This is a genomic window from Streptomyces sp. NPDC001868 (assembly GCF_040297125.1).
GTDB lineage: Bacteria > Actinomycetota > Actinomycetes > Streptomycetales > Streptomycetaceae > Streptomyces.
In genome coordinates this window covers 152,618-176,000 of the sequence record NZ_JBEOYO010000013.1, presented here as the reverse complement: position 1 = coordinate 176,000, position 23,383 = coordinate 152,618, and the positions used below count along the sequence as shown (strand labels likewise).

The following is a 23,383-nucleotide window of genomic DNA, read 5'->3' as shown; positions in this document are numbered from 1 at the left end:
ACATGCCAGGATTGCCGGGGTAAACACGGATGCTGTACCCCACACGTGGCTACCCGGCTCACTCCGTGATCCCTCTCGCGCGCCCCCGGCCGTGCACCCATGCGCCCCGGCCCCGTTGACGATGCTCTCCCCCGCGCATGCGACTTCCGTAACCCCTGATGACCGCTAGAGTTGTGTTCATCGTGGAAGAGACCATCGCGGGCCCTGAAGCTGCCCAAATCCCGAAGCAGCGTGGTGAATCGCTGCTGGACACCGCCGTTCGATACGCCGAAGAGCGCCACTGGGACGTGTTCCCGGGGACATGGCTGGAAGCCGTCGACGGGGTGCAGCACTGCTCATGCGGCAACGCGGCGTGCGCGACCCCCGGCGCGCACCCGGCGCGCGAGGACTGGGCGACCCAGGCGACAGGCAGTGCGACCGTCGCACGCCGCCTGTGGTCGAAGCAGCCCACCGCGTCGATCCTGCTGCCGACCGGCCGTACGTTCGACACGATCGACGTTCCCGAGACCTCGGGGCTCCTCGCCCTCGCCCGGATGGAGCGCATGGAGCTGACGCTCGGTCCGGTGACCTGGACGCCGGACCGCCGTATGCAGTTCTTCGTGCTGCCGGGCGCCTCGGCCAAGGTCCCCGATCTCGTACGGAAGTTGGGCTGGTCGCCGCTCGCGCTCGACCTCAAGGCGCTGGGCGAGGGCGAGTACGTGGCGGCTCCGCCGACGCGGTACGGGTCGCGGGGGGCCGTGCAGTGGGCCCGGCGGCCCACGCCTGCGAACCGGTGGCTGCCGGACGCGGAGGAACTGATCTCGCCGCTCGCTTACGCGTGCGGTAGGGATGGGCGGCGGTAGCGCTCCGGACGGCGGTAGCGCTCCGGACGGGGGCTGCGGGTCGGTTTCGCGGCTGCGGGTAGGTCGTGGTTGCTCGCGCAGTTCCCCGCGCCCCTAGAAGCAAAGGACCTGGGGGCGCCGTCTACCGGAAGGAGCACCGGTGTGACTGACGCCGTCGCTGTACGCGTGCAGGGGCTCTGGAAGCGGTTCGGGGCCCAGGTCGCCGTCGCCGGGATCGATCTGGAGCTGCCCGCCGGGCGGTTCATCGGGCTGGTCGGGCCGAACGGCGCGGGGAAGACCACCACCCTGTCGATGGTCACCGGACTGCTCCGCCCCGACCAGGGGTCCGTGGAGGTCGTCGGGCACGACGTGTGGCGGGACCCGGTCGAGGTGAAGGCCCGCATCGGTGTCCTGCCGGAGGGCCTGCGCCTCTTCGATCGCCTCACCGGGCGTGAACTCCTCTCCTACACAGGCCGGTTGCGCGGGCTGCCCGGCACCGAGGTCGACAAGCGGGCTACGCAACTGCTGGACGTCCTCGACCTCGCGGGCGCCCGGCACAAGCTCGTCGTCGACTACTCGACGGGCATGCGCAAGAAGATCGGGCTCGCCGCGGCCCTGCTTCACAACCCCGAAGTCCTGTTCCTGGACGAGCCGTTCGAGGGTGTCGACCCCGTCTCCGCCCAGATCATCCGGGGCGTCCTGGAGCGCTACACCGCCTCCGGCGCCACCGTCGTCTTCTCCTCCCACGTCATGGAACTGGTCGAGTCCCTCTGCGACTGGGTGGCCGTCCTGGTCGCCGGCCGCATCCGCGCCCACGGCCCGCTCGCCGACGTACGGGGTGACGCGCCCTCGCTGCAACGGGCGTTCCTGGAACTGGTGGGCGCGCGTGACCGGGACACCGGCTCGGACCTGGACTGGCTGGGCGGCGGGGCGGCCGGCCGATGAGCGCGCCGGACCCGGCGGGCGCCGCGGACGCCTACGGTGCCGCGGAAAGCTCCGGTGCCGCGGCAAGCTCCGGCGGCGCAGACGGCTCCGGTGCCGCGGACGCTTCGGGTGCCGCAGACGGCTCCGGTGCCGCAGACGGCTCCGGTGCCGCAGACGGCTCCGGTGCCGCGTCGGTGACCTCCGTCCTCGTACGGCTGAAGCTGTCCCTCCTGCGCAACGGACTGCGGCAGTCGGCCGGGCGGCGGGCCGCGTACGTCTTCTCCGCCGTCTTCGTGCTGCTGTTCGCGGCGCTCCAGCTGATCGGGCTGATCGCGCTGCGCGGCGACGAGCACGCGGCGGCCGTGACCGTACCGCTGGTGGCGCTGCTGGCGCTCGGGTGGGCGGTGATGCCGCTGTTCTTCCCCAGCGGGGACGAGACGCTAGACCCGACGCGGCTGGTGATGCTGCCGCTGCGCCCGCGCCCGCTCGTACGGGCGCTGCTCGCGGCCTCCCTGGTGGGCATCGGCCCGCTGTTCACGCTGTGCGTGCTCGTCGGCTCGGTCGTCGCGGTGGCCCGGGGCACGGCCGCGTACGTCACCGCTGCCGTCGCCGCCCCCCTCACCCTCCTGTGCTGCGTCGCGCTCGCCCGGGCGGTGGCTGCCGCCAACATCCGCCTCCTGACCAGCCGTCGGGGCCGCGACCTCGCCGTCCTGAGCGGTCTGCTGATCGCGATCGGCGCCCAGGTCGTCAACTTCGGTGCCCAGCGCCTGGGTTCGTCCGGCCTCGGCCAGCTGCGGCCGGTGGCGGACGTCCTGAGCTGGATCCCACCGTCGTCGGCGCTCGCGGCGGTGCGGGCGGCGAGCGAGGGTTCGTACGGCGTAGCGCTGGCCCAACTCACCCTCTCCGTAATCGCGTTGACGATGCTGCTACGCCTGTGGGCGGGGACGCTCACCCGGCTGATGACCTCCCCGGACGGCTCCACACTCCAGCCCGCCGGTGCGGAGCGGGAGCGGACGCGGTCCACCGGTCTGAGCCGGCTCCTCCCCGCCGGCCGCACCGGCACGATCATGGAACGCAGCCTGCGCTACATCTGGCGGGACCCGAAGACGAAGGCGGCGTGGGTGACCTCGCTCGCCATCGGCCTGATCGTCCCCGTCTTCAACGCCCTCCAGGGCACCGGCTCGATCTACTTCGCCTGCTTCGCGGCGGGGATGCTCGGCATCCTGATGTACAACCAGTTCGGACAGGACACCTCGGCGTTCTGGACGGTCGCCCTGACGATTTCCTCCACCCGGGACGCGTACATCGAACTACGCGGCCGCGCCATGGCGTTGCTGGCCATCACCCTGCCGTACGCCACCTTCGTCACCGTCCTGACCACCGCGCTCCTCGGCGACTGGCCCGCCCTCCCCGAAGCCCTCGGCCTCTCCTTCGCCCTGCTCGGCGCGATGCTCGCCACCGGCGCCTGGTCCTCCGCCCGCTTCCCCTACTCCATCCCCCAGGAGGGCTACAAGAGCGCCGCCCCCGGCCAGGCCGGCCTCGCCTGGCTCTCCATCTTCGGCGGCATGATCGCCGCCGCCCTCCTCTGCCTCCCGGTCATCGCCCTCACCATCTGGCTCCACGCCTCCCCGAACGGCACCTCCTGGACGTGGCTGCTCCTGCCGGTGGGAACGGCATACGGAGCGGTCCTCGCGGAACTGGGACTACGGCTGTCGGCACCTCGGACGGCGGCACGGCTGCCGGAGATCCTCACGGCGGTGAGCAAGGCGTAGCTTGTCGCGCAACGGCCGACCTCGACCCCAATCGGCTGGTCCGGCATCGACGGCACTGACATCATGTACATGCCCTCACAGGTGTGCCCGACCTGCCCATCCCTGTGACGCTTCCACCGCCCACCCGTCAGGAGAACTCTCGTGAAGAAGGACCGCATGACCCCCGGCACACCGCTCGTCATCGGGGCCCCGATCGCCGCCGTCAGCATCCTCCAGGACAACTACGGCGGCGCCGTCTTCGCCGCCGCGTTCTGCGCGGCCGTCTCGCTCGTCCTGCACATCAGGTCCAGCCGCGCCCAGGGGCGTTGAGCGCGGCCCTCGTTTCCGCGCAGTTCCCCCGCATCTCCGACACTCCCCCTCTCTAGGGTGACCGTCATGACTGAGGACACCTTCTGGAATGTCGACGAGGATCACGAGGTGGTCCGGTACGGGGAGTTCGCTCTGACCGTGGTCCGGGCGCCGTTTCCCGGTGGGGCGGGGGTGTTGGCCGCTCATGATCCGGAGCGGGCTCGGGAGTTCGTGGCGGCGTTCGGGACCGTCGACGCCGTGCTTGAGGAGCTCGCTCCCGTGGGTGCGACCGAGGGGGTGGAGTTGGCGACTCGGGCGGATCTGGATGTCGTACGGGTCGGGTGCTGGGGTGGGGTGACCGAGATCGTCGACGCGGCGCTGGGGAACGTCGGGGACGACTTTCCGGTGTGGGAGCAGGCGCGGGCGCTGGCGAAACGGTATCCGGACGCGGTGGTGATCGGGGCGGCCACGGTGGAGCACGGGTCGACGTACGGGGCGTGGGCGGTGCTGCATCCGGACGGGGCGGGTGTGTTCGCCGCCGGGTGGCACGGGGAGGGGGACTGGGACGTCGAAGGGGATGTGCGGGCCGTCGTCGAGGCCTTCGGGATCGACGAGGAGGAGCTCGCGGAGGAGGGTGTCGATCTCGACGACGACGCCGAGGTGTTCGACTGGGACGGGTTCGCGCAGTTCGCGCTCGGGCAGGTGGCGCCGCTGAACCAGGAGGGCCGGACCGTGTCCGTGTTCCGGGTGCGGCACACCGAGGACACCACCTTCGACATGGAGGAAACCTGGCTCGAAGAGTGAAGATCGTCTGCGCGAAGAGTAAGAATCCCGCCGCGAAGGGCTGTTGGGACGTTTCGGGGGCCAAATCGCCTATGTAAAAGGGCCGTTAGGTCACTACGGTGCATGGCTTGGTGGAGGCGCCGCACAGAGCACGGGGGCCCCTGGCGTCCCACCGAGCACAGCACCGGACCAACCCTCCGGGGCCCTCAGGGGGACTACCCAAGTGACTCACCCGATACCCCGCGCCGGGCGGCGCCTGTGGGGCAGGATCGCGCTGGCCCTCACCGCCGCGAGCGTCCTGACCCTGACCGGGCTGCCCGGTCTCCAGCAGGAGGCGGAGGCGGCGCCGAAGCCGGGCAAGCGCTGCGACGAGCTGTTCCTGGGCAAGAAGTACCCGAGGACACCGGCGAACTCCGGGCCGCCCAGCAGCTCCAACCCGTACGACGCGGCGCCGAACGACGAGAACTACACCTTCGACAACCCGGACAAGGCGTTCGACGGCCTCCGGCCGCCCACCGACGCCCAGTTGAAGAAGGCGGGCAAGTCCAGGAAGGCCATCGCGAAGTGGAAGGCCGCCTACGCCGCCTCGGGCAAGCCGGCCGACCGGGCGATGGAGATCTACGCCCGCTACAACGCGCAGCTCAATAAGGCCACCGGGTACAAGGACTTCAACGACTACCTGCGGATCCGGATCATCGGGAACACGGGCAACCGGGTCAAGGGCGACACGTTCGAGGCCCGGATGGTGAAGAAGTACAACATGGTCGGGCCGGACTGGTGGTGCCAGGACCCGGTCCCGTACAAGGACCCGAAGACCGGCAAGACCAAGTACCGGATCGTGGACTTCCGCAACCGGCCCCGGGACTGGAACGTCGAGGGCAAGTCCAACGGCGAGATCCGCAACAACCAGCACCAGGCCGACCGGATCATCGCGCGTCAGCCGGGCAACAAGACCACCTTCAGCACCATCACCGGCGCCAAGACCACGAAGCCGACCATCGACAAGATCAAGGCGTTCGACGACGAGCTGAAGCAGCTCAGGAACACCAACCGCACCCAGGCACGCATCTGGGAGCAGCGCTCCAACGGCATCGAGCGCACCAGCAACCCGAACAACTACACGAACTACGACAAGCGCTTCAACGCCGACCCCCTCAAGGGCGGGCGCGGCCCGATCATCGACGAGGCCCTGCGGTCCGGCAAGACGCCGGAGGAGGCCAAGCGGCTGCAGAAGATGTACGACGCCAACAACGGCAAGGGGTACTTCGGGCGGCCCGGCGGCATCGACTTCTCCTCGCTGGAGATGAACTACGTCGGTGAGCCCGTCAAAGGCAAGGGCCTCGACTACTCGATGAAGGCCGAGTACGTGGCGGACCCGGAGAACAACCCGGGCTGGGGCGGCGACGCCAAGCTGACCATGGCCTCGGACTCCCTCTTCACCTGGCTGGCGCTGACCCCGGACAAGTTCTGGGTCAACCTCAACCCGGACCAGCCGGACACGATCATGGACTCCAAGTTCGCGTCCACCGACGCCGGCCGGGTGCTCCTGGAGGCCGACCTCCAGCTCAAGCACGACTTCTTCAAGGCCCTGGACCCCAAGACCGACCTCGGCAAGCGGGCCTGGGACGGTTTCGCCAAGCGCGACGGCTGGCCCTGCCTGCACTCCCTGCGCAACTGGATCGAGCCCGGCACCGCGAAGGTCCGTGAGCAGGACGGCGGTATCTACATCCTCGACGCCCCGCTGAAGCTCCAGACCGAGCCGATGGACATCAGCACCCCCGGCCCCGGCGGCGCGGGCTGCGACCTGACCAAGGCCGAGACCGACCAGAACGACCGCGTCCTGAAGAACACGATCGTCCCGCTCGTCGAGAAGTGGATCAACACCGGCCCGGACTACGCCGACCTGCGCCGCGTCTACACCTCCCGCGTCGCCGCCGAGTGGATCCGGCAGAAGGACCAGCAGCAGGCCACCGACTACCGGAAGATCATCAACAGCGACGACGTGAGCCGCTGGCCGCTGCGCGCCCCGAACCAGAACTGGAAGAAGACCGACGTCTACGACCGGTACGTCAAGGTCTTCAAGGAGGGCGAGTTCAAGTACGAGATCAGCAACGGGCAGGACGTCTACGTCTACACCGTGGGCGGCGTCGACTTCTCCAAGTCGCCCAAGCGGAACGTCACCCGGGTGCAGTTCGACCTGGAGAACCCCGGCCTGGACGAGACGACGAAGACCAGCGTCCGGACCGTGACGACCTACCGGGACACCGACACGGTCTTCATGGGCGGCAACAGCAACGGCACCCAGCCCGGCCCGGGCGACGAGGACCCGGCACCCGAGCCGACGCCCACCGACTCGGACAAGCCGCGACCCAGCGACACACCACGGCCGAGCGACACCCCGTCGACCCCGGCGCCCGACCCCTCCACCCCCGGCGGCGGTGACCAGCAGTCCCCGCCGGCCAACCGGCCCGACCCGGACGGCGGCCTCGCCGACACCGGCTCCGGCCTGCCCGTCGGTCTGCTCTCGGGCATCGCCGCGGCGGTCGTCGCGGCGGGCGGCGCTCTCGTGTGGTGGATGCGGCGGCGGAGGACCGCGGAGGGCTGAGCGACAACACCGAACAGCAACGAGCAGCAACAAGCAGCAACAACGCCGAGGGGGCCCCGGAGCGATTCGGGGCCCTTTCGCTCGGCCGGAGAAGCTGTCTCGGTCCGAGAACGGTCAGTGAGACTGGTTCAGGCCGAGCAGGGTCGGTGAAACCGGCTCGGTCGGCTCAGTCGGCGAAGCTGTCGAGGAACGGTTCTATCGCCGCGCGCCACGCGTCCGGCTGGTCGTAGTGGACGAGGTGGCCGGCGTCGGCGACCTCGGCGTACTGGCCGTGGGGCAGGACGCGGACCATCTCCTGGGACTCGGCGCGGCCCAGCTCGCCGTCGAGGCCGCGGACGACGAGGGCGGGGCAGCGGACCTGGGTCAGCTCCTCCCAGTGCGCGTCGTACACCCAGGTCTCGCGGGTCTTCAGCATCTGCTCGGGGTCGAAGACGGGCCGCCAGCCGTCGGGGCCCTCGTGCATGGCCTCGGCGTAGAACTCGCCGCGGGACGGGCTGGGGCGCTCCACCCAGGGGTCGTCCTCGCCGAACCACTTGCGGACGTCGGCCAGGGTGGCGAAGGGCAGCGGCCAGGCCTTGAACCAGTTCTCCCACTCGCGCTGCGAGGCGGCGCCGAGCGCGGAGGCCCGCATGTCGCAGATGATCAGGCCGCGCACCAGGTCGGGGCGGCGGGCGGCCAGCTGCCAGGCGGTCAGGGCGCCCATGGCGTGGCCGATGAGGACGACCGGGGCGAGGCCCAGCTGTTCGACGGCGGCTTCGGCGTCCTCGACGTAGGCCTCACGGGTGTACGCGGCCTGCTCGGGCTTGGCGCTCTGGCCGTGGCCGCGCTGGTCGAGTGCGACGGCGCGATGCCGTTCGGAGAGCCAGCGGGCGGTGGGGGCCCAGTGCGAGGCGCGGCCCATGAGGCCGTGCAGTAACAGCACTCCGGGCCGGGGCTCGTGCTCGCCGGTCTTGGGCGGGTCGTCGAACTCCCAGGCGGCGAGACTCACGCCGCCCGCTCCCGTCACGTCGATGCGCCGCACCATTGGCACCCCCCAGACTCCCGCCCGGACCGCTCGCTCCCGCCTCTCGCTCCCGCTTCGAGCCGGCCGGTCCACTCGTCCCAACTGCTGTCGTACCGCTGTTCCGCTGCTGCTTTCGCGTCGCATCTTCTGTCGCTTCCGCTGTCGCTTCCGCGGTGCCCGCGCCCGTACGCTCCGGCCGCCGTCACCGCCGTCACCGCCGTGCGCGCCGCTCGGACGGCGAGCACTTGTGTTACAGCGTGCATATCGGCTGACACGTTACGTGTGGGGTGTGCGCGTCAGTCATGGAACGGGGCACACGACGCCACACCGCACACGTTATCGAATACACATTCGAAGATGCCGCTCTTGGCGGCAACACCCCTCATTCGAGTGACCCCCCTCAAGGATTGCCCACCGCCGCCGAGGGGAGATCTTCAACGGGAGGCGGACCGCTCGGGGAAAACGGTCCGAGGGGAATGACCCTGGGAGCTCGGGGCTCCGGGTCAGCACAGGGGAGGACAGGCCCCGGCGCCACACGGCGCCGGGGCCCTCCTCATGTTCACGGCACATCCGCCCCGCCCCCTCCTCTGCCACCGGAGATCGCCGTCCCGGGCGGCCAAGAGCCCCTCAGGTCATATGCCTCACGCGCAAGCCTCGCACGCGAACGGCCCGCGCGCTGCCATTCGGCGCAGTGAATCTCGGATTCGACGGGATCCCGGACATGGACCCCAATACGTCACAACTTCCCCTCCCACACCGGGAGTTGGCGGGCGATACGGACACCCCTCGACAGGCGCCGATCAGCCGCCGACAGGGGGTGTCATTGGCCGATAACAGGCGGTCGAAATCGGTCGGCCGGTGGGGGGCGACGAGTGCGGATCGGTCGGCGGGCGAGATCGGTCGGTGGGCGAGATCGGTCGGTCGGTGAGGATCGACGGACGGGGTCAGCGCTTGGCGACGAACACGTGCGAGGCCACGTCCGCGTCCAGCTCCGCCGCCTCGCCGCCGCTGCCCACGAGGACACCGCCGGCCGCCTCCGTCACGCTCACCACGGAACCGGGCTGCACGCCCGCGCGGCGCAGTGTGTACATCAGCTGGGCGTCCGTCTGGATGGGCTCGCCGATCCGGCGTACGACGACGGTCTTGCCCTCCGTGCCCGGGTCGAGGTCCGCGAGCGACACCATGCCCTCGTCCAGGAAGGGGTCGGCGCCGTCCTTCTCGCCCAGCTCCTCCAGGCCCGGGATGGGGTTGCCGTACGGCGACTCGGTGGGGTGGCGCAGCAGCTCCAGGACGCGGCGCTCGACCGCCTCGCTCATCACGTGCTCCCAGCGACACGCCTCGGCGTGCACCTGCTCCCACTCCAGGCCGATCACGTCGACGAGCAGGCACTCCGCGAGGCGGTGCTTGCGCATCACGCGGGTCGCCAGGCGGCGGCCCTCCTCGGTGAGCTCCAGGTGACGGTCCGCGGCGACGGACACCAGGCCGTCGCGCTCCATGCGGGCGACCGTCTGGCTCACCGTGGGGCCGCTCTGGTCGAGCCGCTCGGCGATCCGGGCGCGCATGGGGACCACACCTTCCTCCTCCAGCTCGAGGATGGTGCGGAGATACATCTCCGTCGTATCGATCAGTCCGGACATACGTGCCCCTCGATGAGATTCAGCCGGAGGCTTCGACGGCCGTACCGGCTTGCTGCGGCTTGCTGCGCTGGCCCTGGACTCAATTCTTACGCATCCGACTGACAACCGGGTGGTGCCGGGGGAACGACAGCGGTACGACTCCCGCCGGGTGACCGATTTGTGACCTGATGCCCCATTCTTGTCGCCTCTTGTCGCCTCTTGTCGTCGGTGGACTTCGCGGGAGAGCTCGGGGGTTCGGGTGCGTGGGCGGGTGCGGGTCGTTCGTGGCTGGTCGCGCAGTTCCCCGCGCCCCTTAAAAGCAATGGGTCGCGCCCGGAGTCTTTTAGGGGCGCGGGGAACTGCGCGAGAAGCCCCACACACCCGCGGCCGAAAACGCAAAGCCCCCCGGACACCCTCCGCCCATATTGACACCCCAGTGGTCCAGACCTCTAACGTGATCCGCGACACTGCGGGTCGGCGAGAGGGCTGAGGGGTTCACGCATGGACGACGGCACGCTGGGCGGACGATTCCTCGACGCGGCCATCGGCCTCCTGGAGCGCGTGCGGAACGAGGAGAGCGAGACGATCACCGCGGCCGGCGAACTGATCGCGGACACGGTCGCGGACGGCGGCCGGCTCTTCGCGTACGGCGCCGGCCACTCCTCCCTCCCCGCCCAGGACCTCGTCTACCGCGCCGGCGGCCTGGCTCTGATGAACCTGCTGGCCGTCCCCGGCGCCGTAGGCGTCGACGTACGGCCCGCCACCCTCGGCTCGGCACTGGAACGGATCGACGGCCTCGCGACCGCCGTCCTCGACACCAGCCCCCTCCGCGCCGGCGACCTGCTCGTGATCATCTCGCTCTCCGGCCGCAACGCCCTCCCCGTCGAGATGGCCACGCACGCCCGGGAACTGGGCGTGAAGGTCATCGGCGTCACCTCCGTCGCGTACGCCACGCAGACCGCGTCGCGCCACTCCTCCGGCACCTTCCTCAAGGACCAGTGCGACCTCGTCCTCGACTCGAAGATCGCGGTCGGCGACGCGGAACTCACCCTCGACAGCATCCCCGCCCCCTTCGCCCCCGCCTCCACCGTCGTCACCTCCGCGATCCTCCAGTCGGTCATGGCCACCGCCGCCGCCTGCCTCGCGGACCGGGGCATCGAGCCGCCCCTGCTGCGCTCCGGGAACGTCGACGGCGGGCTCGACTGGAACGACCGGGTGATGCGGGAGTACGGCGATCGGATCTTCTACCTGCGCTGACTGAGCCCCGGGATCGTGGGAACGTTGAGAAGGGTGAGGAAGGGTGAGGAGGAAATCCTGCGTACAACGATTTCGTCCAAATCTTGCGTGAACCAGATGTGGGCTGGGTCACGTTCGAGTTGAATGATGGCCAGTGAGCGAACCGACGCGCCGTAGCAGCCGTACATGCGGACGCAACGCAGCCTGCAGGGGGTTCAGGTGAGTGCTTCCCGGCGTAGTGGGACCACCGACGAGCTGGGGCCCGACGAGCCCGAGCGGAACGGTCCGACGGACGAGGACACCAAGGACATCGAGGGCACGGTGAACACCGAGGACACCGAAGGCACCGAAGGCTCCATGGACGTTGGTGGCTCGGATCTCCTCGCCGCCCTGCTGGACGGGATGGACGCGGCCCTGTGCGCCTTCGACGCCGACGGCGTCGTCACCCACTGGAACCGCGAGGCCGAACGGATCCTGGGCTGGAGCGCGGAGGAGGCCGTGGGCCGCCGCGGATTCGCCGGGTGGGCCGTCCGTACCGCCGACGCCGAGGAGGTCGAGGGGCGGCTGATGGCCGCCATGCACGCGGCCGGCCGGCAGGTGCACGAGTTCGCCCTGGTCACCAAGGACGGCGGACGGGTCCTCGTGCGCACCCAGTCCGCCGCCGTCCGCGGACCCGACGGCAAGCCCGCCGGGCTGTACTGCGCCTTCAGCGAGGTCCACGCGCAGATCGACCTCGAACGGTCCATCGCCCTCAGCGAAGCCCTCTTCGAGGACGCGTCCTGGGGTGTCGTCCTCGTCGACGCCGACCTGCGCCCCGCCGTCGTCAACGCCCACGCCGCCCGCGCCCTCGGCATCGGCCGTACGGCGGTCCTCGGGCGCCCCATCGGCGAACTGCTCGCCCAGGGCGTCGAGGAGCTGGAGAGCGCCCTCACCCATGTCCTCGCCGAGGGCGCGCCGCCCGCGCCCGCCGAGATCTGGGTCGGGGTGCGTACCCCCGAGGGCGAGAAGCGGCGCTGCTGGCGCAGTGGCTTCCTCCGCCTCGCCTCGCCGCTCGCCGAGGAACCGGTTCCCCTCGGCGTCGGCTGGCTCTTCCAGGACATCACCGAGTCCAAACAGGGCGAGCAGGAGGCCGCCCTGCTCCGCTTCCGCGTCAACCAGCTCCACCGGGCCGCGCGGGCCGCCGCCGAGTGCGAGGACCCCGGGGAGGCCGCCACGGTCCACCTCGACTTCGCCCTCGCCGGCTTCGCCGACCACGCCCTCATCGACCGCGTCGCCGGCGGCTCCCTCGCCGACGGCGAAGGTCCCGCCCGGCTCGTCCGCGCCGCCGCCACCCCGTCCGGGCGGCCCGGGCCCAGCCAGCTCGCCGGGCACGCCGGCATTCCCGTCCGCTACGGCCATGGCCATCCCGCCCTCCAGTGCGTCGACCGGGCGGGATCGGTGCGCGCGAGCGCCGGTACGGCCACGCCGGAGACGGCTCGCGACTGGGCCACCGGGCGGCAGTGGCCCCCGGACACGGTCCACGCCCTCTGCGCCGTCCTCCGCAGCCGGGGCCGCACGCTCGGCGTCGTCACGTTCCTGCGCAGCGCCGGCCGCACGCCGTTCGAACGCGGCGACGCGCTCTACGCCGAGGATGTCGCCGTCCGTATCGCCGCGGCGCTGGATCTGGAGGCGTTGGAGAGGTCGTCGGAGTAGGGGCGGGGGCGGGATCTCGGGGCGCCCAGGAGCTCGGGGGTGCCTGTTCGTTCGCGGGTGCGGGCTGAGTGTGGCTGGTCGCGCAGTTCCCCGCGCCCCTGATGGGGCGCTCGCTGTACGCGGGCTGCGGATAGGAGGCTCGGCGGAGGGTGCTGGGGCGCCTAGGAGCTCGGGAGTGCTTGTGGGTTCGCGGGTGCGGGTTGAGTGTGGCTGGTCGCGCAGTTCCCCGCGCCCCTGATGGGGCGCTCTCTGCACGCGGGCTGCGGATGAGGTGCGGGCTCGGCGGAGGGCGAGGTGTGGGGCTCGGCGGGCAGCGTTGTGCGGGGCTTGTGGTGGCCGGGAGAAAGGGTTCGCGTCCGTTCTGTGGGGCGGCGGAGAATTCGGGGTATGGCTCTCATCCATCGCACCACCCTGACGCCGACCAAGCTCGAACTGCTGGCCGTCTGGCTGCCCACTCGCCCCTGGTATGTCGGCGGCACCGCCGCACCCGCGCTGACCAAGGCCGGTGGCTTTCGGCTCGACGATCCGGAGGGTGAGGTCGGCATCGAGTTCATGGTGGCCACCGATGCCTCCGGGTCCGCCCCGGTGCACTACCTGGTCCCCCTCACCTACCGGGGCGCCCCGCTCCCCGGCGCCGAGCACGCCCTCGTCGGCACCACGCAGCACGGCGTCCTGGGCGAGCGCTGGGTCTACGACGGCTGCCACGACCCCGTCCTGGTCACCCAGCTCCTGGCCCTCTTCGAGGGCAAGGCCGAGCCCCAGGCCCAGAGCCTCACGGACACCCCGGACCACGAGGTCACGTGGTCGTACGAGGGAGACGGTCCTGTGTCCGTGACCGCCCCCGGTCCCGTCGACACCCCCGAGACCACCGAGCTGCCCCTCCTGCCCACCCCCACCGTCCTCCACCTGAACCGCACCCTCCGGCCCGGCCCCGCCGGCCTCCCCGAGGGCGCGAAGGGGCACGTCACCGGCCACTGGAGCCTTCCGGACGAGACCCGGGTACGGGCGGTGTTCGCCGTGCTGCGGTAATACCTCGGCAATTCCCGCGGAAAATCGCTTGAGCGCCGTCGCCTCGGTTCCTAATGTGGGGCGCACGCCGAAAGGAGGTGATCGGGTACATGTATGAAACCCGGACGCGCGAGGTGGCTGCGGGCTAGCGCCCGTCACCATACTCAGTGCGGTGTCGGACAGCGTGTGATCTGAGCACGCCAGCCGGCCCAATCTCAAGCAGTCACCCGACCCGCAGGCTCGCCGGTACGTCCGGCCGGCTTCTCCGTCCTTGTGGCGGGGGGACCCAGAGTCTGCGGGTCGTCTGCGTTTCCAAGGGCGGAGTATCCTTTCGGCATGCTTCCGATACTCGTTCGACGCCGGCACGTGGACTTCGTGCGCGTCACGAGCATGGGCTGTCGGGCCGACGTCTGAACCCCGGTCACCAGCCCCGTTCCAGCTCACCACCCACGGACGCATCCCATGATCAACATCGCGACGGCCTCGTCGTACCCGCAGTTGCCCATCATCGATCTCTCCGCCGCCGATCGCGGGCCTGCGGCGCGGGCGCTGTTGCACGCGCAGTTGCACAGTGCGGCGCATGACGTGGGGTTCTTCCAGCTCGTCGGGCATGGGGTGAGTGACGAAGAGACCAGGCGGCTCACCGGCGCCATGCGGGAGTTCTTCGCGTTGCCCGAGGCCGAGCGGCTCGCTCTCGACAACGTCAACTCGCCGCATTTCCGGGGGTATACGCGGACCGGGGACGAGCGGACGGGTGGGAGCCGGGACTGGCGGGATCAGTTGGACATCGGGGCGGAGCGGGCGGCGCGGACACCGGGGGCCGGTGAGCCCGCGTACTGGTGGCTGGAGGGGCCCAACCAGTGGCCCGAGTCCCTGCCGGGGCTGCGGACCGCAGCTCTCGCGTGGATCGACCGGCTCGGTTCCGTCGCTCAGCGGCTGCTGCGTGAGCTGCTCGTCTCCATCGGGGCGCCCGCCGATTTCTACGACCCGATCTTCGGGGAGCGGGCCCATCCGCATCTGAAGCTCGTGCGCTATCCCGGGAGTGCCGGGGACGGGGGCGATCAGGGGGTGGGGGCCCACAAGGACTACGGGTTCCTGACCTTGCTGCTCCAGGACCAGGTCGGTGGGCTTCAGGTGGAGCGGGCCGACGGGCTGTTCCATGAGGTGCCGCCCGTTCCGGGGGCCTTCGTGGTCAATCTCGGGGAGTTGCTGGAGGTGGCGACCAACGGGTATCTGCTGGCCACCCGGCACCGGGTCGTGTCACCGCCCGGGGCCACCGAGCGGTTCTCCGTGCCCTTCTTCTACAACCCCCGGCTGGACGCGCGGGTCGAGCCGCTGGTCTTCCCGTACGCCGCCACCGCGCCCGGCGTCACCGACGATCCGGGGAATCCGCTCTTCGCCGAGTACGGGTTCAACGAGCTGAAGGGGAAGCTGCGGGCGCATCCGCTGGTCGCCGAGCGGCATCACGCGGGGCTGCTCAGCCCCGCGTGACCTCCGCCGGGAACGGCTAGCGCGCGATGTCCCCGTAGCCCTCGATCTCCTGGGGGCTCCGGGCGCTCGGGCCCACGTAGCGGGCGGAGGGGCGTACGAGGCGGCCGGTGCGCTTCTGTTCCAGGATGTGCGCCGACCAGCCGGCCGTGCGGGCGCAGGTGAACATCGAGGTGAACATGTGCGCCGGGACCTCGGCGAAGTCCAGGACGATGGCCGCCCAGAACTCGACGTTCGTGGCGAGGACGCGGTCGGGGCGGCGGGCGTGGAGTTCCGCGAGGGCCGCCTTCTCCAGGGCCTCGGCGATTTCGAAGCGGGGGGCGCCGAGGTCGCGGGCGGTGCGGCGGAGGACGCGGGCGCGGGGGTCCTCGGCGCGGTAGACGCGGTGGCCGAAGCCCATGAGGCGTTCGCCCTTGTCGAGGGCCTGTTTGACGTAGGCGTCGGCGTCGCCTGTTCGTTCGATCTCTTCGATCATGCCGAGGACTCGGGAGGGGGCGCCGCCGTGGAGCGGGCCGGACATGGCTCCCACGGCGCCGGAGAGGGCCGCCGCCACGTCCGCGCCCGTGGACGCGATGACCCGCGCCGTGAAGGTGGAGGCGTTCATGCCGTGCTCGGCCGCCGAAGTCCAGTACGCGTCCACGGCCGCCACATGCTTGGGGTCGGGCTCGCCGCGCCAGCGGATCATGAAGCGTTCGACGACGGACTGGGCCTTGTCGATCTCGCGCTGCGGGACCATGGGGTGGCCCTGGCCCCGGGCGGACTGGGCGACGTAGGAAAGGGCCATGACGGCGGCGCGGGCGAGGTCGGCGCGGGCCTGCTCCTCGTCGATGTCCAGGAGCGGCTTGAGGCCCCAGACCGGCGCGAGCATGGCCAGCGCGGACTGGACGTCGACGCGGATGTCGCCCGAGTGGACGGGGATGGGGAACGGCTCGGCCGGCGGCAGGCCGGGGCGGAAGGCGCCGTCGACCAGCAGGCCCCAGACGTTGCCGAAGGAGACATGGCCGACCAGGTCCTCGATGTCGACGCCCCGGTACCGGAGGGCGCCGCCTTCCTTGTCCGGTTCGGCGATCTCCGTCTCGAACGCGACGACTCCTTCGAGCCCGGGTACGAAGTCGGACATCAGACGGCTCCTCTTGATGTGGGCGACAGGGGGACAGGCCGTAGAACGACGGTCCCAGCACCATACGCCTGAGTGCCACTTTTGGGGAGGGTTCGCGGCACTCAGTGCCACTCTCCCACCGCCCCCTCCCTCCCGCCGTTCATACGGCAGGATGACCATGTGAACGATCACGATCCTGCTGTCATGCGCAAGCAGTACCGCGCCGACGGGCTCGACGAGAGCGAGCTGGCCGCTGATCCCATGGAGCAGTTCGCCCGGTGGTTCGGGCAGGCCGCGCAGGAGGGCGCGGTGTTCGAGCCGAACGCCATGGTCGTGTCGACGGCGGACGCCGAGGGGCACCCTGGTTCCCGTACGGTGCTGATGAAGGCGTACGACGCCCAGGGCTTCGTCTTCTACACCAACTACGACTCCCGCAAGGCCCGTGACCTGGCGGAGAACCCGCAGGTCTCGCTGCTGTTCCCCTGGCACGCGATCGCCCGGCAGGTGATCGTGACGGGTACGGCGCGGCGGACCGGGCGGGACGAGACGGCGGCGTACTTCCGGACCCGGCCGCATGGTTCGCAGCTCGGCGCGTGGGCCAGCGCGCAGTCCTCGGTGATCTCCTCGCGGGCCGAACTGGACGCCGCGTACGCGGAGTTGCACGCCCGCTATCCGGAGGGCGAGCAGGTGCCGGTGCCGCCGCACTGGGGCGGTTTCCGGGTCGCGCCGCGGACTGTGGAGTTCTGGCAGGGGCGGTGGAACCGGCTGCACGACCGGCTGCGGTACGTGGCGGAGCCGGACGGGTCGTGGCGGGTGGAGCGGCTCAGTCCGTGAGGTCGGAAGGGCGGCTCTAGTCCGTGAGGTCGGCGGGGCCGCTCAGCACCTCGTCCAGCAGGGACGCCCACTGGGCCACCACCCGGTCGCGGCGGCCGGTGTCGTCGGTGAGGAGGTTGGCGAGGCCGAGGCCCCTGGCCATGTCGAGGAGGCCCTGGACGGTTTCGCGGACGCCGGGGACGGTCTCGTCGGCGCGCAGGAGGTCGACGGCGATGCGGTGGGTCTCGCGGCCGACGCGGGCTTCGAGTTCGGTGACGCGGGGGCGGAGCTGGTCCTCGTTGGAGGCGGCGACCCAGAGGTGGAGGGCGGCCCGGAAGAGGGGGCCGGTGTAGAGGTCGACGACGGCGGCGACGACGGCGCGGCGGTCGGCGGCGCCCTCGGGGAAGAGGGCGCGCAGGGCGAGCGAGCGCTCTTCGGCGACGTATTCGACGGCCGCCGTGAACAGGTCCTCGCGGGTGCGGAAGTGGTGCTGGGCGGCGCCCCGGGAGACACCGGCGCGTTCGGCGACGACGGAGACGGTGGAGCCGGCCCAGCCGTGTTCGGCGAGGCAGGACACGGCGGCCTGGAGGAGTCGCTGCCGGGTGGCCCGGCTGCGGTCCTGTTTGGGGCCGCGATCCACTACCGGATCGGTTTCCGTCATGTTCACAACACCCATCCCGGATCCCGTCTTTCGAGGAAGGCCGTCATGCCCTCGCGGGCGTCGGCGGAGGCGAACAGCCGGGCCGAGAGGCGGGTCAGGTCGTCCGCGTCCTGGTCGAAGTTCTCCAGCACCTTAGCCGTGAGCAGCCGTTTCGTCTCCGCCAGGGCCTTCGGGGAGGCCCTGCGCAGTCCGTCGAGAACGGGGGCGAGTACGTCGTCCACGTCGGCGCCGGACGCCGTCAGCAGGCCGAGGCGGGTGGCTTCGGCGGGGCCGAACTTCTCGCCGGTGAGGTAGTAGCGGGCGAGGGCGCGGGGGTCGGTGCGGGGCAGCAGGGTGAGGGAGATGACGGCGGGGGCGACGCCGATGCGGACCTCGGTGAGGGCGAAGGTGGCGTCGGGGCCGGCGGCGGCGATGTCGCAGGCGCCGAGCAGGCCGAGGCCGCCCGCCCGGACGTGCCCGGTGACCCGGGCGACCACGGGTTTGGGCAGGTCGAGGAAGCGGCGGAGCAGAGAGACCAGGGCCCCCGGGTCGGGTGGGTCGCGCAGGTCGGCGCCCGCGCAGAAGGTGTTTCCGGTGTGGGTGAGGACGACGGCTCGTACGGTGTCGTCCTCGCCACACCGGTCGAGGGCGTCGCGGAGTCCGGCGACGAGGGCGGCCGAGAGCGCGTTGCGGTTGGCCGGGGAGTCGAGGGTGAGGGTGGTGACGCCCCGGTGGTGGACGTGTCCGATCAGTTCTGTCACAGGCGCTCCCTGAGTTCGCGGCGGAGTATCTTCCCGGAGGCCGCGCGGGGCACGTCGGCGATGAAGGTGACGTGGCGGACGCGTTTGTAGGGGGCGACGCGTTCGGCGACGTACATCATGACCTCGCCCTCGGAGAGGTCGCGCGCGGTGGGCCGGCGGACGACGAAGGCGTGCGGGACCTCTTGGCCGTCGTCGTCGTAGTGGCCGATGACGGCGGCGTCGGCGATGCCGGGGTGGGTGACGAGGAGGGCTTCGAGTTCGGCGGGGGCGACCTGGAATCCCTTGTACTTGATGAGTTCCTTGACCCGGTCGACGACGTACAGCCAGCCGTCCGCGTCGATGTGTCCGATGTCCCCGGTGGAGAGCCAGCCGTCGCTGTCGATCATGTCGGCGGTGGCCTGGGGGCGGCCCAGGTAGCCCCGCATGACCTGGGGGCCCCGGATGACGATCTCGCCCTGTTCGCCGACGCCGATGTCCTTGCCGGGGTCGTCGAGGGAGACGATCCGCATCTCGGTGCCGGCGATGAGCTTGCCGACGGTGCCGGGGGGCGCGGTGGCCGCCTGGGTGAGGGGCACGAGGTGGGAGCAGGGGGAGAGTTCGGTCATGCCGTAGCCCTGGACGACGGGCGGCAGGCCGAGACGGTCGGAGCAGGCGGCGGCGAGCCGTGCGTCGAGGGGTGCGGCGGCGGAGAGGATGTGCCGGACCGTGGAGAGGTCGTACCGCTCGGCGGCCGGGTGCTTGGCGAGGGCGAGGACGATCGGCGGGGCGACGTAGAGGTGGGTGATGCGGTACTTGGCGATGGCCGCGAGATACACCTCCAGGTCGAAGCGGGGCAGCACGACGACCGTGGCGCCGAGCCGCAGCGGGGCGTTCATCAGGGCGGTGAGGCCGTAGATGTGGAAGAACGGCAGGACGGCGAGGACGCGGTCGCCGGGGCCGGCCGGCATGACCTCTTCGAGCTGGGCGAGGTTGGTGGCGATGGACCGGTGGGTGAGCATGACGCCCTTGGGGACGCCGGTCGTGCCGGAGGAGTACGGCAGGGCCGCGAGGTCGTTCACCGGGTCGATGCGGACGTCCGGTTCGGGGGCGGCGGAGGCCAGCATGTCGATCAGCGAGCGGTGGCCGGGGGCGCTGTCGCAGACGAAGATCTCCCGTATGCCGCCGACGCGTTCGGCGGCGGCGCGGGCGGTTTCGAGGAGCGGGGAGACCGTGACGATCCAGCTCGCGCCGGAGTCCCGGAGCTGGGTGGCCAGCTCGCCCGGGGTGGCCAGCGGGTGCACGGTGGTGACCGTGGCGCCCGCGCGCGTGGCCGCGTAGAACGCCGTCGGGTAGGCGATCGTGTTCGGGCTGTGCAGGGCGAGCACGTCCCCCTTGCGGACCCCCGCCTCGGCGAACGCGGCGGCCAGCCGCCGGTGGAAACGGTCCACCTGCTCGTATGTGAGGGTCGTGCCGTCGACGCCGTCGATCAGCGCGGGCAGGTCGCCGAACTCGGGGGCGCGGGCCAGGACGGCGTCGTGGATGGGGAGTTCGACGGGCGGGACGTCTGCGTACTCGCTGCGGAACATGGTTCCTCCAAGACGGCCTCGAACAGTCCTAGTCACTCACGGTTCTATAAGGGTCGTTATGGTTCTTACGGTTCTTATAGTTCTTATGGCCCCTATGGTTCCTAATAGGACTTCGGCAGGCCCAGGGTCTGGTGGGAGACGTAGTTGAGAATCATCTCCCGGCTCACCGGCGCGATACGAGACACGCGCGCGGCCGTTATCAGCGAGGCGAGGCCGAATTCGGTGGTGAGGCCGTTGCCGCCGAGGGTGTGCACGGCCTGGTCGACGGCCTTCACACAGGCCTCCCCCGCCGCGTACTTGGCCATGTTGGCGGCCTCGCCTGCCGCCGCGTCGTCGCCGGCGTCGTAGAGGTGGGCCGCCTTCCGCATCATCAGCCGGGCCAGTTCGAGTTCGATGTGGGACTGGGCGAGGGGGTGGGCTATCGCCTGGTGGGCGCCGATGGGCTGTCCCCACACCGTGCGGTCGCGGGCGTAGTCGACGGCCTTGGCGAGGGCGTACCGGGCCATGCCGATGGCGAAGGCGGCCGTCATGATCCGCTCGGGGTTGAGGCCGGCGAAGAGCTGGAGGAGGCCGGCGTTCTCGTCGCCGACGAGCGCGTCGGCGGGGAGCCGGATGTCGTCGAAGGTCAGCTCGAACTGCTTCTCGGCGGCGCGGAGTTCCATGTCGATCTGGCGGTACTCGAAGCCGGGGGTGTCGGTCGGGACGATGAAGAGGCAGGGCTTGAGGGTGCCGGTGCGGGCGTCCTCGGTGCGGCCGACCACGAGGACGGCGTCCGCCCTGTCGACGCCGGAGATGAAGACCTTGCGGCCGGTGAGCAGCCAGTCGCCTGTCTCGTCCTTGCGGGCCGTGGTGCTGATGCGGTGGCTGTTGGAGCCGGCGTCGGGTTCGGTGATGCCGAAGGCCATGAGGCGGGTGCCGTTCGCCAGGGCGGGCAGCCAGGTCTGTCGCTGGGCCTTGGTGCCGAAGCGGGCGATGACGGTGCCGCAGATGGCGGGCGACACGACCATCATGAGGAGGGGGCAGCCCGCGGCGCCGAGTTCTTCCAGGACGATGGAGAGTTCGGTGATGCCGCCGCCTCCGCCCTCGTACTCCTCGGGGAGGTTGACGCCGAGGTAGCCGAGTTTGGCTGCCTCGGACCAGAGTTCGTCGGGGTGGCGGCCCTCTTCGGTGACCGTGGCCATGTATCCACGGCCGTAGCGCTTTCCCAGTGCGGAGACTGCGGCTCGTAGGGCCTTGTGTTCTTCGGATTCCAGGACCGGGGACATGAGGGTGGGCTCCTAAGGGGGAGGGTGCGTCGGTCGTTCGGAGGGTGCGGGTGGGTTGTGGCTGGTCGCGCAGTTCCCCGCGCCCCTTTAGGTGGGCTGGGCTTCGACCATGGCCAGAAGTGCGCCCATCTCCACCTGCTGGCCGACTGTCGCGTGCAGGGCCGTCAGTGTTCCTGTCGCCGGGGCCGTGATCTTGTGTTCCATCTTCATGGCCTCCAGCCAGAGGAGGGGCTGGCCCGCCTGTACCGCTGAGCCTGGTTTCAGGGCTTCCGCCATGCGTACGACCGTGCCCGGCATGGGGGCCAGGAGGGAGCCCGGGGGCTGTTGGGTGGTGGGGTCGGGGAAGCGGGGGAGGGCGGTGAGGGGGGTGGTGTTGACATAGCGGTGGGGGCCGTAGCGCGTGACCTCGAACTTCCTTCGTACGCCGTCCACTTCGAGGACGACGAGGTCGGCGTCGGCGTGGACGACCGTGACCCCGTCCGCCTCCGGCCCCGTGCGGGTGTGACGGTAGGTCGCCTCGTGCTCCTCGCCCGCCATCGCGTAGCGCCTGGTCCGGGGCTGGGAGGGGAGGTTGCGCCAGGCGCCGAAGCGGGGGTCGCCCTCGGTGGCGGCGTCGGCGAGGGCGGCGGCCAGGGCGGCGTGCGGGTCGGGGGCCCCGGTGGTGAGGGCGGGGAGGTGGCGGTCGTAGAAGCCCGTGTCCATACGGGCCGTCGTGAACTCCTCGTGGCGCAGGGAGCGGGTGAGGAGGTCGCGGTTGGTGGTCGGGCCGTGGATCGTGGCGCGGTCCAGGGCGGCGGCCAGGCGGCGGATCGCCTCCGCGCGGGTGGGGGCGTGGGCGATGACCTTGGCGAGCATGGGGTCGTAGTGGACGCCGATGTCGTCGCCGTCGGTGTAGCCGGTGTCCAGGCGGATGCCGTGGGAGGCGCCTTCGGAGAGGGCGAGGCGGTGGAGGGTGCCCGTCTGGGGGGCCCACTCGTGCGCCGGGTCCTCGGCGTACAGGCGGGCCTCGACCGCGTGGCCACGCGCGCGTGGAGGGTCGGCCGGGAGGGGGTGGCCTTCGGCGACGCGGATCTGTTCGGCTACCAGGTCGAGGCCGAACACGGCTTCCGTCACCGGGTGTTCGACCTGGAGGCGGGTGTTCATCTCCAGGAAGTGGGCCCTGCCGGCGGAGACGAGGAACTCGACCGTGCCCGCGCCGACGTAGTCGACGGCTCGGGCCGCGCGTACGGCCAGGGTGTGGAGCTCCGCCGTGAGGTCCTCTGTGAGGGCGGGGGCCGGGGCCTCCTCGATGACCTTCTGGTGGCGGCGCTGGAGGGAACAGTCGCGGGTGCCCAGGGGCCAGATCGTGCCGTGGGTGTCGGCGAGGATCTGGACCTCGATGTGGCGGCCGTTCTCGACGTACGGCTCGACGAAGACCTCGCCGTCGCCGAACGCGCTCGTGGCCTCGGCGCGGGCGCTCTCCAGGGCGGAGGGCAGCTCGTCGAGCCTGCGTACGACGCGCATACCGCGTCCGCCGCCGCCCGCCGCCGCCTTCACCAGCACCGGCAGATCGTCCTCGGTGACCTCGGTGAGGGGTTCGACGCCCATCAGTTCCTTGGCACGGGTCTTGGACGCCATCGCCTCGATCGCCTCGGGGGGCGGGCCGATCCAGGTGAGGCCCGCGTCGAGGACCTGGCGGGCGAAGCCGGGGTTCTCGGAGAGGAAGCCGTAGCCGGGGTGGACCGCGGCGGCGCCGGCGGCGAGGGCGGCCTTCACGATCAGGTCGCCGCGCAGATAGGTGTCGGCGGGGGTCGCGCCCGGCAGCCGTACCGTCGCGTCGGCCACGCGCGCGTGGAGGGCGTTCTCGTCGGCGTCGGAGTGCACGGCGACCGTTCGGATTCCCAACTCACGGCAGGTGCGGAAGATCCGGCAGGCGATCTCGCCACGGTTGGCGACGAGGAGGGTCGAGATCACGTGGTTCCTCATGTTCCTCATGCCCGTTTCATTCCTCATACCCGTTTCGTT

The 23,383-nt window shown here is 70.9% G+C and carries 19 protein-coding genes; 11 read left to right on the top strand and 8 right to left on the bottom strand.

Going from position 1 to position 23,383, the window contains the following annotated elements:
- The first annotated feature begins 182 nt into the window (after window positions 1–182).
- From ABT147_RS18135 to ABT147_RS18110, 6 genes are all read left to right on the top strand, one after another.
- Entirely contained in the window at window positions 183–842 is a 660-nt protein-coding gene (locus ABT147_RS18135; RefSeq protein WP_502983105.1) for a bifunctional DNA primase/polymerase, read from the top strand.
- 141 nt (window positions 843–983) lie between these two features.
- Window positions 984–1,766 carry an ABC transporter ATP-binding protein gene (locus ABT147_RS18130; RefSeq protein ID WP_351407033.1) on the top strand — a complete coding sequence of 261 codons (783 nt, stop codon included), beginning with the start codon at window positions 984–986 and terminating at the stop codon, window positions 1,764–1,766.
- A complete protein-coding gene (locus ABT147_RS18125; RefSeq protein WP_351407031.1) occupies window positions 1,763–3,517 on the top strand; it encodes a transporter in 1,755 nt (584 codons plus the stop codon). Before ABT147_RS18130 ends, ABT147_RS18125 begins: the two co-directional genes overlap by 4 nt.
- A 141-nt stretch (window positions 3,518–3,658) precedes the next feature.
- Complete coding sequence (locus ABT147_RS18120) at window positions 3,659–3,826, top strand: hypothetical protein (RefSeq protein ID WP_351407029.1); 168 nt, start codon at window positions 3,659–3,661, stop codon at window positions 3,824–3,826.
- 66 nt (window positions 3,827–3,892) lie between these two features.
- A complete protein-coding gene (locus ABT147_RS18115) occupies window positions 3,893–4,609 on the top strand; it encodes a DUF6333 family protein (protein WP_351407027.1) in 717 nt (238 codons plus the stop codon).
- Window positions 4,610–4,811: 202 nt separating this feature from the next.
- Window positions 4,812–7,193 carry a hypothetical protein gene (locus ABT147_RS18110; RefSeq protein ID WP_351407025.1) on the top strand — a complete coding sequence of 794 codons (2,382 nt, stop codon included), beginning with the start codon at window positions 4,812–4,814 and terminating at the stop codon, window positions 7,191–7,193.
- Window positions 7,194–7,359: 166 nt separating this feature from the next.
- On the opposite strand, the gene ABT147_RS18105 is transcribed toward ABT147_RS18110, so the two are convergent.
- A complete protein-coding gene (locus ABT147_RS18105; protein ID WP_351407023.1) occupies window positions 7,360–8,217 on the bottom strand; it encodes an alpha/beta fold hydrolase in 858 nt (285 codons plus the stop codon).
- Window positions 8,218–9,140: 923 nt separating this feature from the next.
- Entirely contained in the window at window positions 9,141–9,833 is a 693-nt protein-coding gene (locus ABT147_RS18100; RefSeq protein ID WP_351407021.1) for an iron-dependent transcriptional repressor DtxR, read from the bottom strand.
- A 480-nt stretch (window positions 9,834–10,313) separates the two neighbouring features.
- Here ABT147_RS18100 and ABT147_RS18095 point away from each other — a divergent pair, with 480 nt between their 5' ends.
- From ABT147_RS18095 to ABT147_RS18080, 4 genes are all read left to right on the top strand, one after another.
- Window positions 10,314–11,069: an SIS domain-containing protein gene (locus tag ABT147_RS18095; RefSeq protein WP_351407019.1), complete on the top strand. Its 756-nt coding sequence runs from the start codon at window positions 10,314–10,316 to the stop codon at window positions 11,067–11,069.
- Between the two features lie 198 nt (window positions 11,070–11,267).
- Window positions 11,268–12,740, top strand: a complete 1,473-nt coding sequence (locus ABT147_RS18090; RefSeq protein ID WP_351407017.1) for a PAS domain-containing protein — start codon at window positions 11,268–11,270, stop codon at window positions 12,738–12,740.
- 387 nt (window positions 12,741–13,127) lie between these two features.
- Window positions 13,128–13,769 (top strand): maltokinase N-terminal cap-like domain-containing protein, encoded by a 642-nt coding sequence (locus tag ABT147_RS18085; RefSeq protein WP_351407015.1) that lies wholly within the window; start codon window positions 13,128–13,130, stop codon window positions 13,767–13,769.
- 441 nt (window positions 13,770–14,210) lie between these two features.
- Window positions 14,211–15,239, top strand: coding sequence for an isopenicillin N synthase family dioxygenase (locus tag ABT147_RS18080; RefSeq protein ID WP_351407013.1), 1,029 nt, complete (start codon window positions 14,211–14,213; stop codon window positions 15,237–15,239).
- Window positions 15,240–15,255: 16 nt separating this feature from the next.
- Here ABT147_RS18080 and ABT147_RS18075 read toward each other — a convergent pair whose 3' ends face one another.
- The gene (locus ABT147_RS18075) at window positions 15,256–16,356 is read right to left on the bottom strand and encodes a citrate synthase 2 (protein WP_351407011.1); all 1,101 of its coding nucleotides are present in this window, start codon (window positions 16,354–16,356) and stop codon (window positions 15,256–15,258) included.
- Window positions 16,357–16,539: 183 nt separating this feature from the next.
- Here ABT147_RS18075 and pdxH point away from each other — a divergent pair, with 183 nt between their 5' ends.
- The gene (gene pdxH, locus ABT147_RS18070; protein WP_351407009.1) at window positions 16,540–17,169 is read left to right on the top strand and encodes a pyridoxamine 5'-phosphate oxidase; all 630 of its coding nucleotides are present in this window, start codon (window positions 16,540–16,542) and stop codon (window positions 17,167–17,169) included.
- Window positions 17,170–17,185: 16 nt separating this feature from the next.
- Here the strand turns inward: pdxH and ABT147_RS18065 are convergent, their stop codons facing one another.
- The 5 genes from ABT147_RS18065 to ABT147_RS18045 form a co-directional block, all read right to left on the bottom strand.
- Complete coding sequence (locus tag ABT147_RS18065; RefSeq protein WP_351407007.1) at window positions 17,186–17,824, bottom strand: TetR/AcrR family transcriptional regulator; 639 nt, start codon at window positions 17,822–17,824, stop codon at window positions 17,186–17,188.
- Window positions 17,812–18,549, bottom strand: coding sequence for an enoyl-CoA hydratase family protein (locus ABT147_RS18060; protein WP_351407005.1), 738 nt, complete (start codon window positions 18,547–18,549; stop codon window positions 17,812–17,814). Before ABT147_RS18060 ends, ABT147_RS18065 begins: the two co-directional genes overlap by 13 nt.
- Window positions 18,546–20,114 carry a 4-coumarate--CoA ligase family protein gene (locus tag ABT147_RS18055; RefSeq protein WP_351407003.1) on the bottom strand — a complete coding sequence of 523 codons (1,569 nt, stop codon included), beginning with the start codon at window positions 20,112–20,114 and terminating at the stop codon, window positions 18,546–18,548. Before ABT147_RS18055 ends, ABT147_RS18060 begins: the two co-directional genes overlap by 4 nt.
- 101 nt (window positions 20,115–20,215) lie before the next feature.
- The gene (locus ABT147_RS18050; protein WP_351407001.1) at window positions 20,216–21,379 is read right to left on the bottom strand and encodes an acyl-CoA dehydrogenase family protein; all 1,164 of its coding nucleotides are present in this window, start codon (window positions 21,377–21,379) and stop codon (window positions 20,216–20,218) included.
- An 87-nt stretch (window positions 21,380–21,466) separates the two neighbouring features.
- Window positions 21,467–23,332 carry an acetyl/propionyl/methylcrotonyl-CoA carboxylase subunit alpha gene (locus tag ABT147_RS18045; RefSeq protein ID WP_351407130.1) on the bottom strand — a complete coding sequence of 622 codons (1,866 nt, stop codon included), beginning with the start codon at window positions 23,330–23,332 and terminating at the stop codon, window positions 21,467–21,469.
- Between the last annotated feature and the right edge of the window lie 51 nt (window positions 23,333–23,383).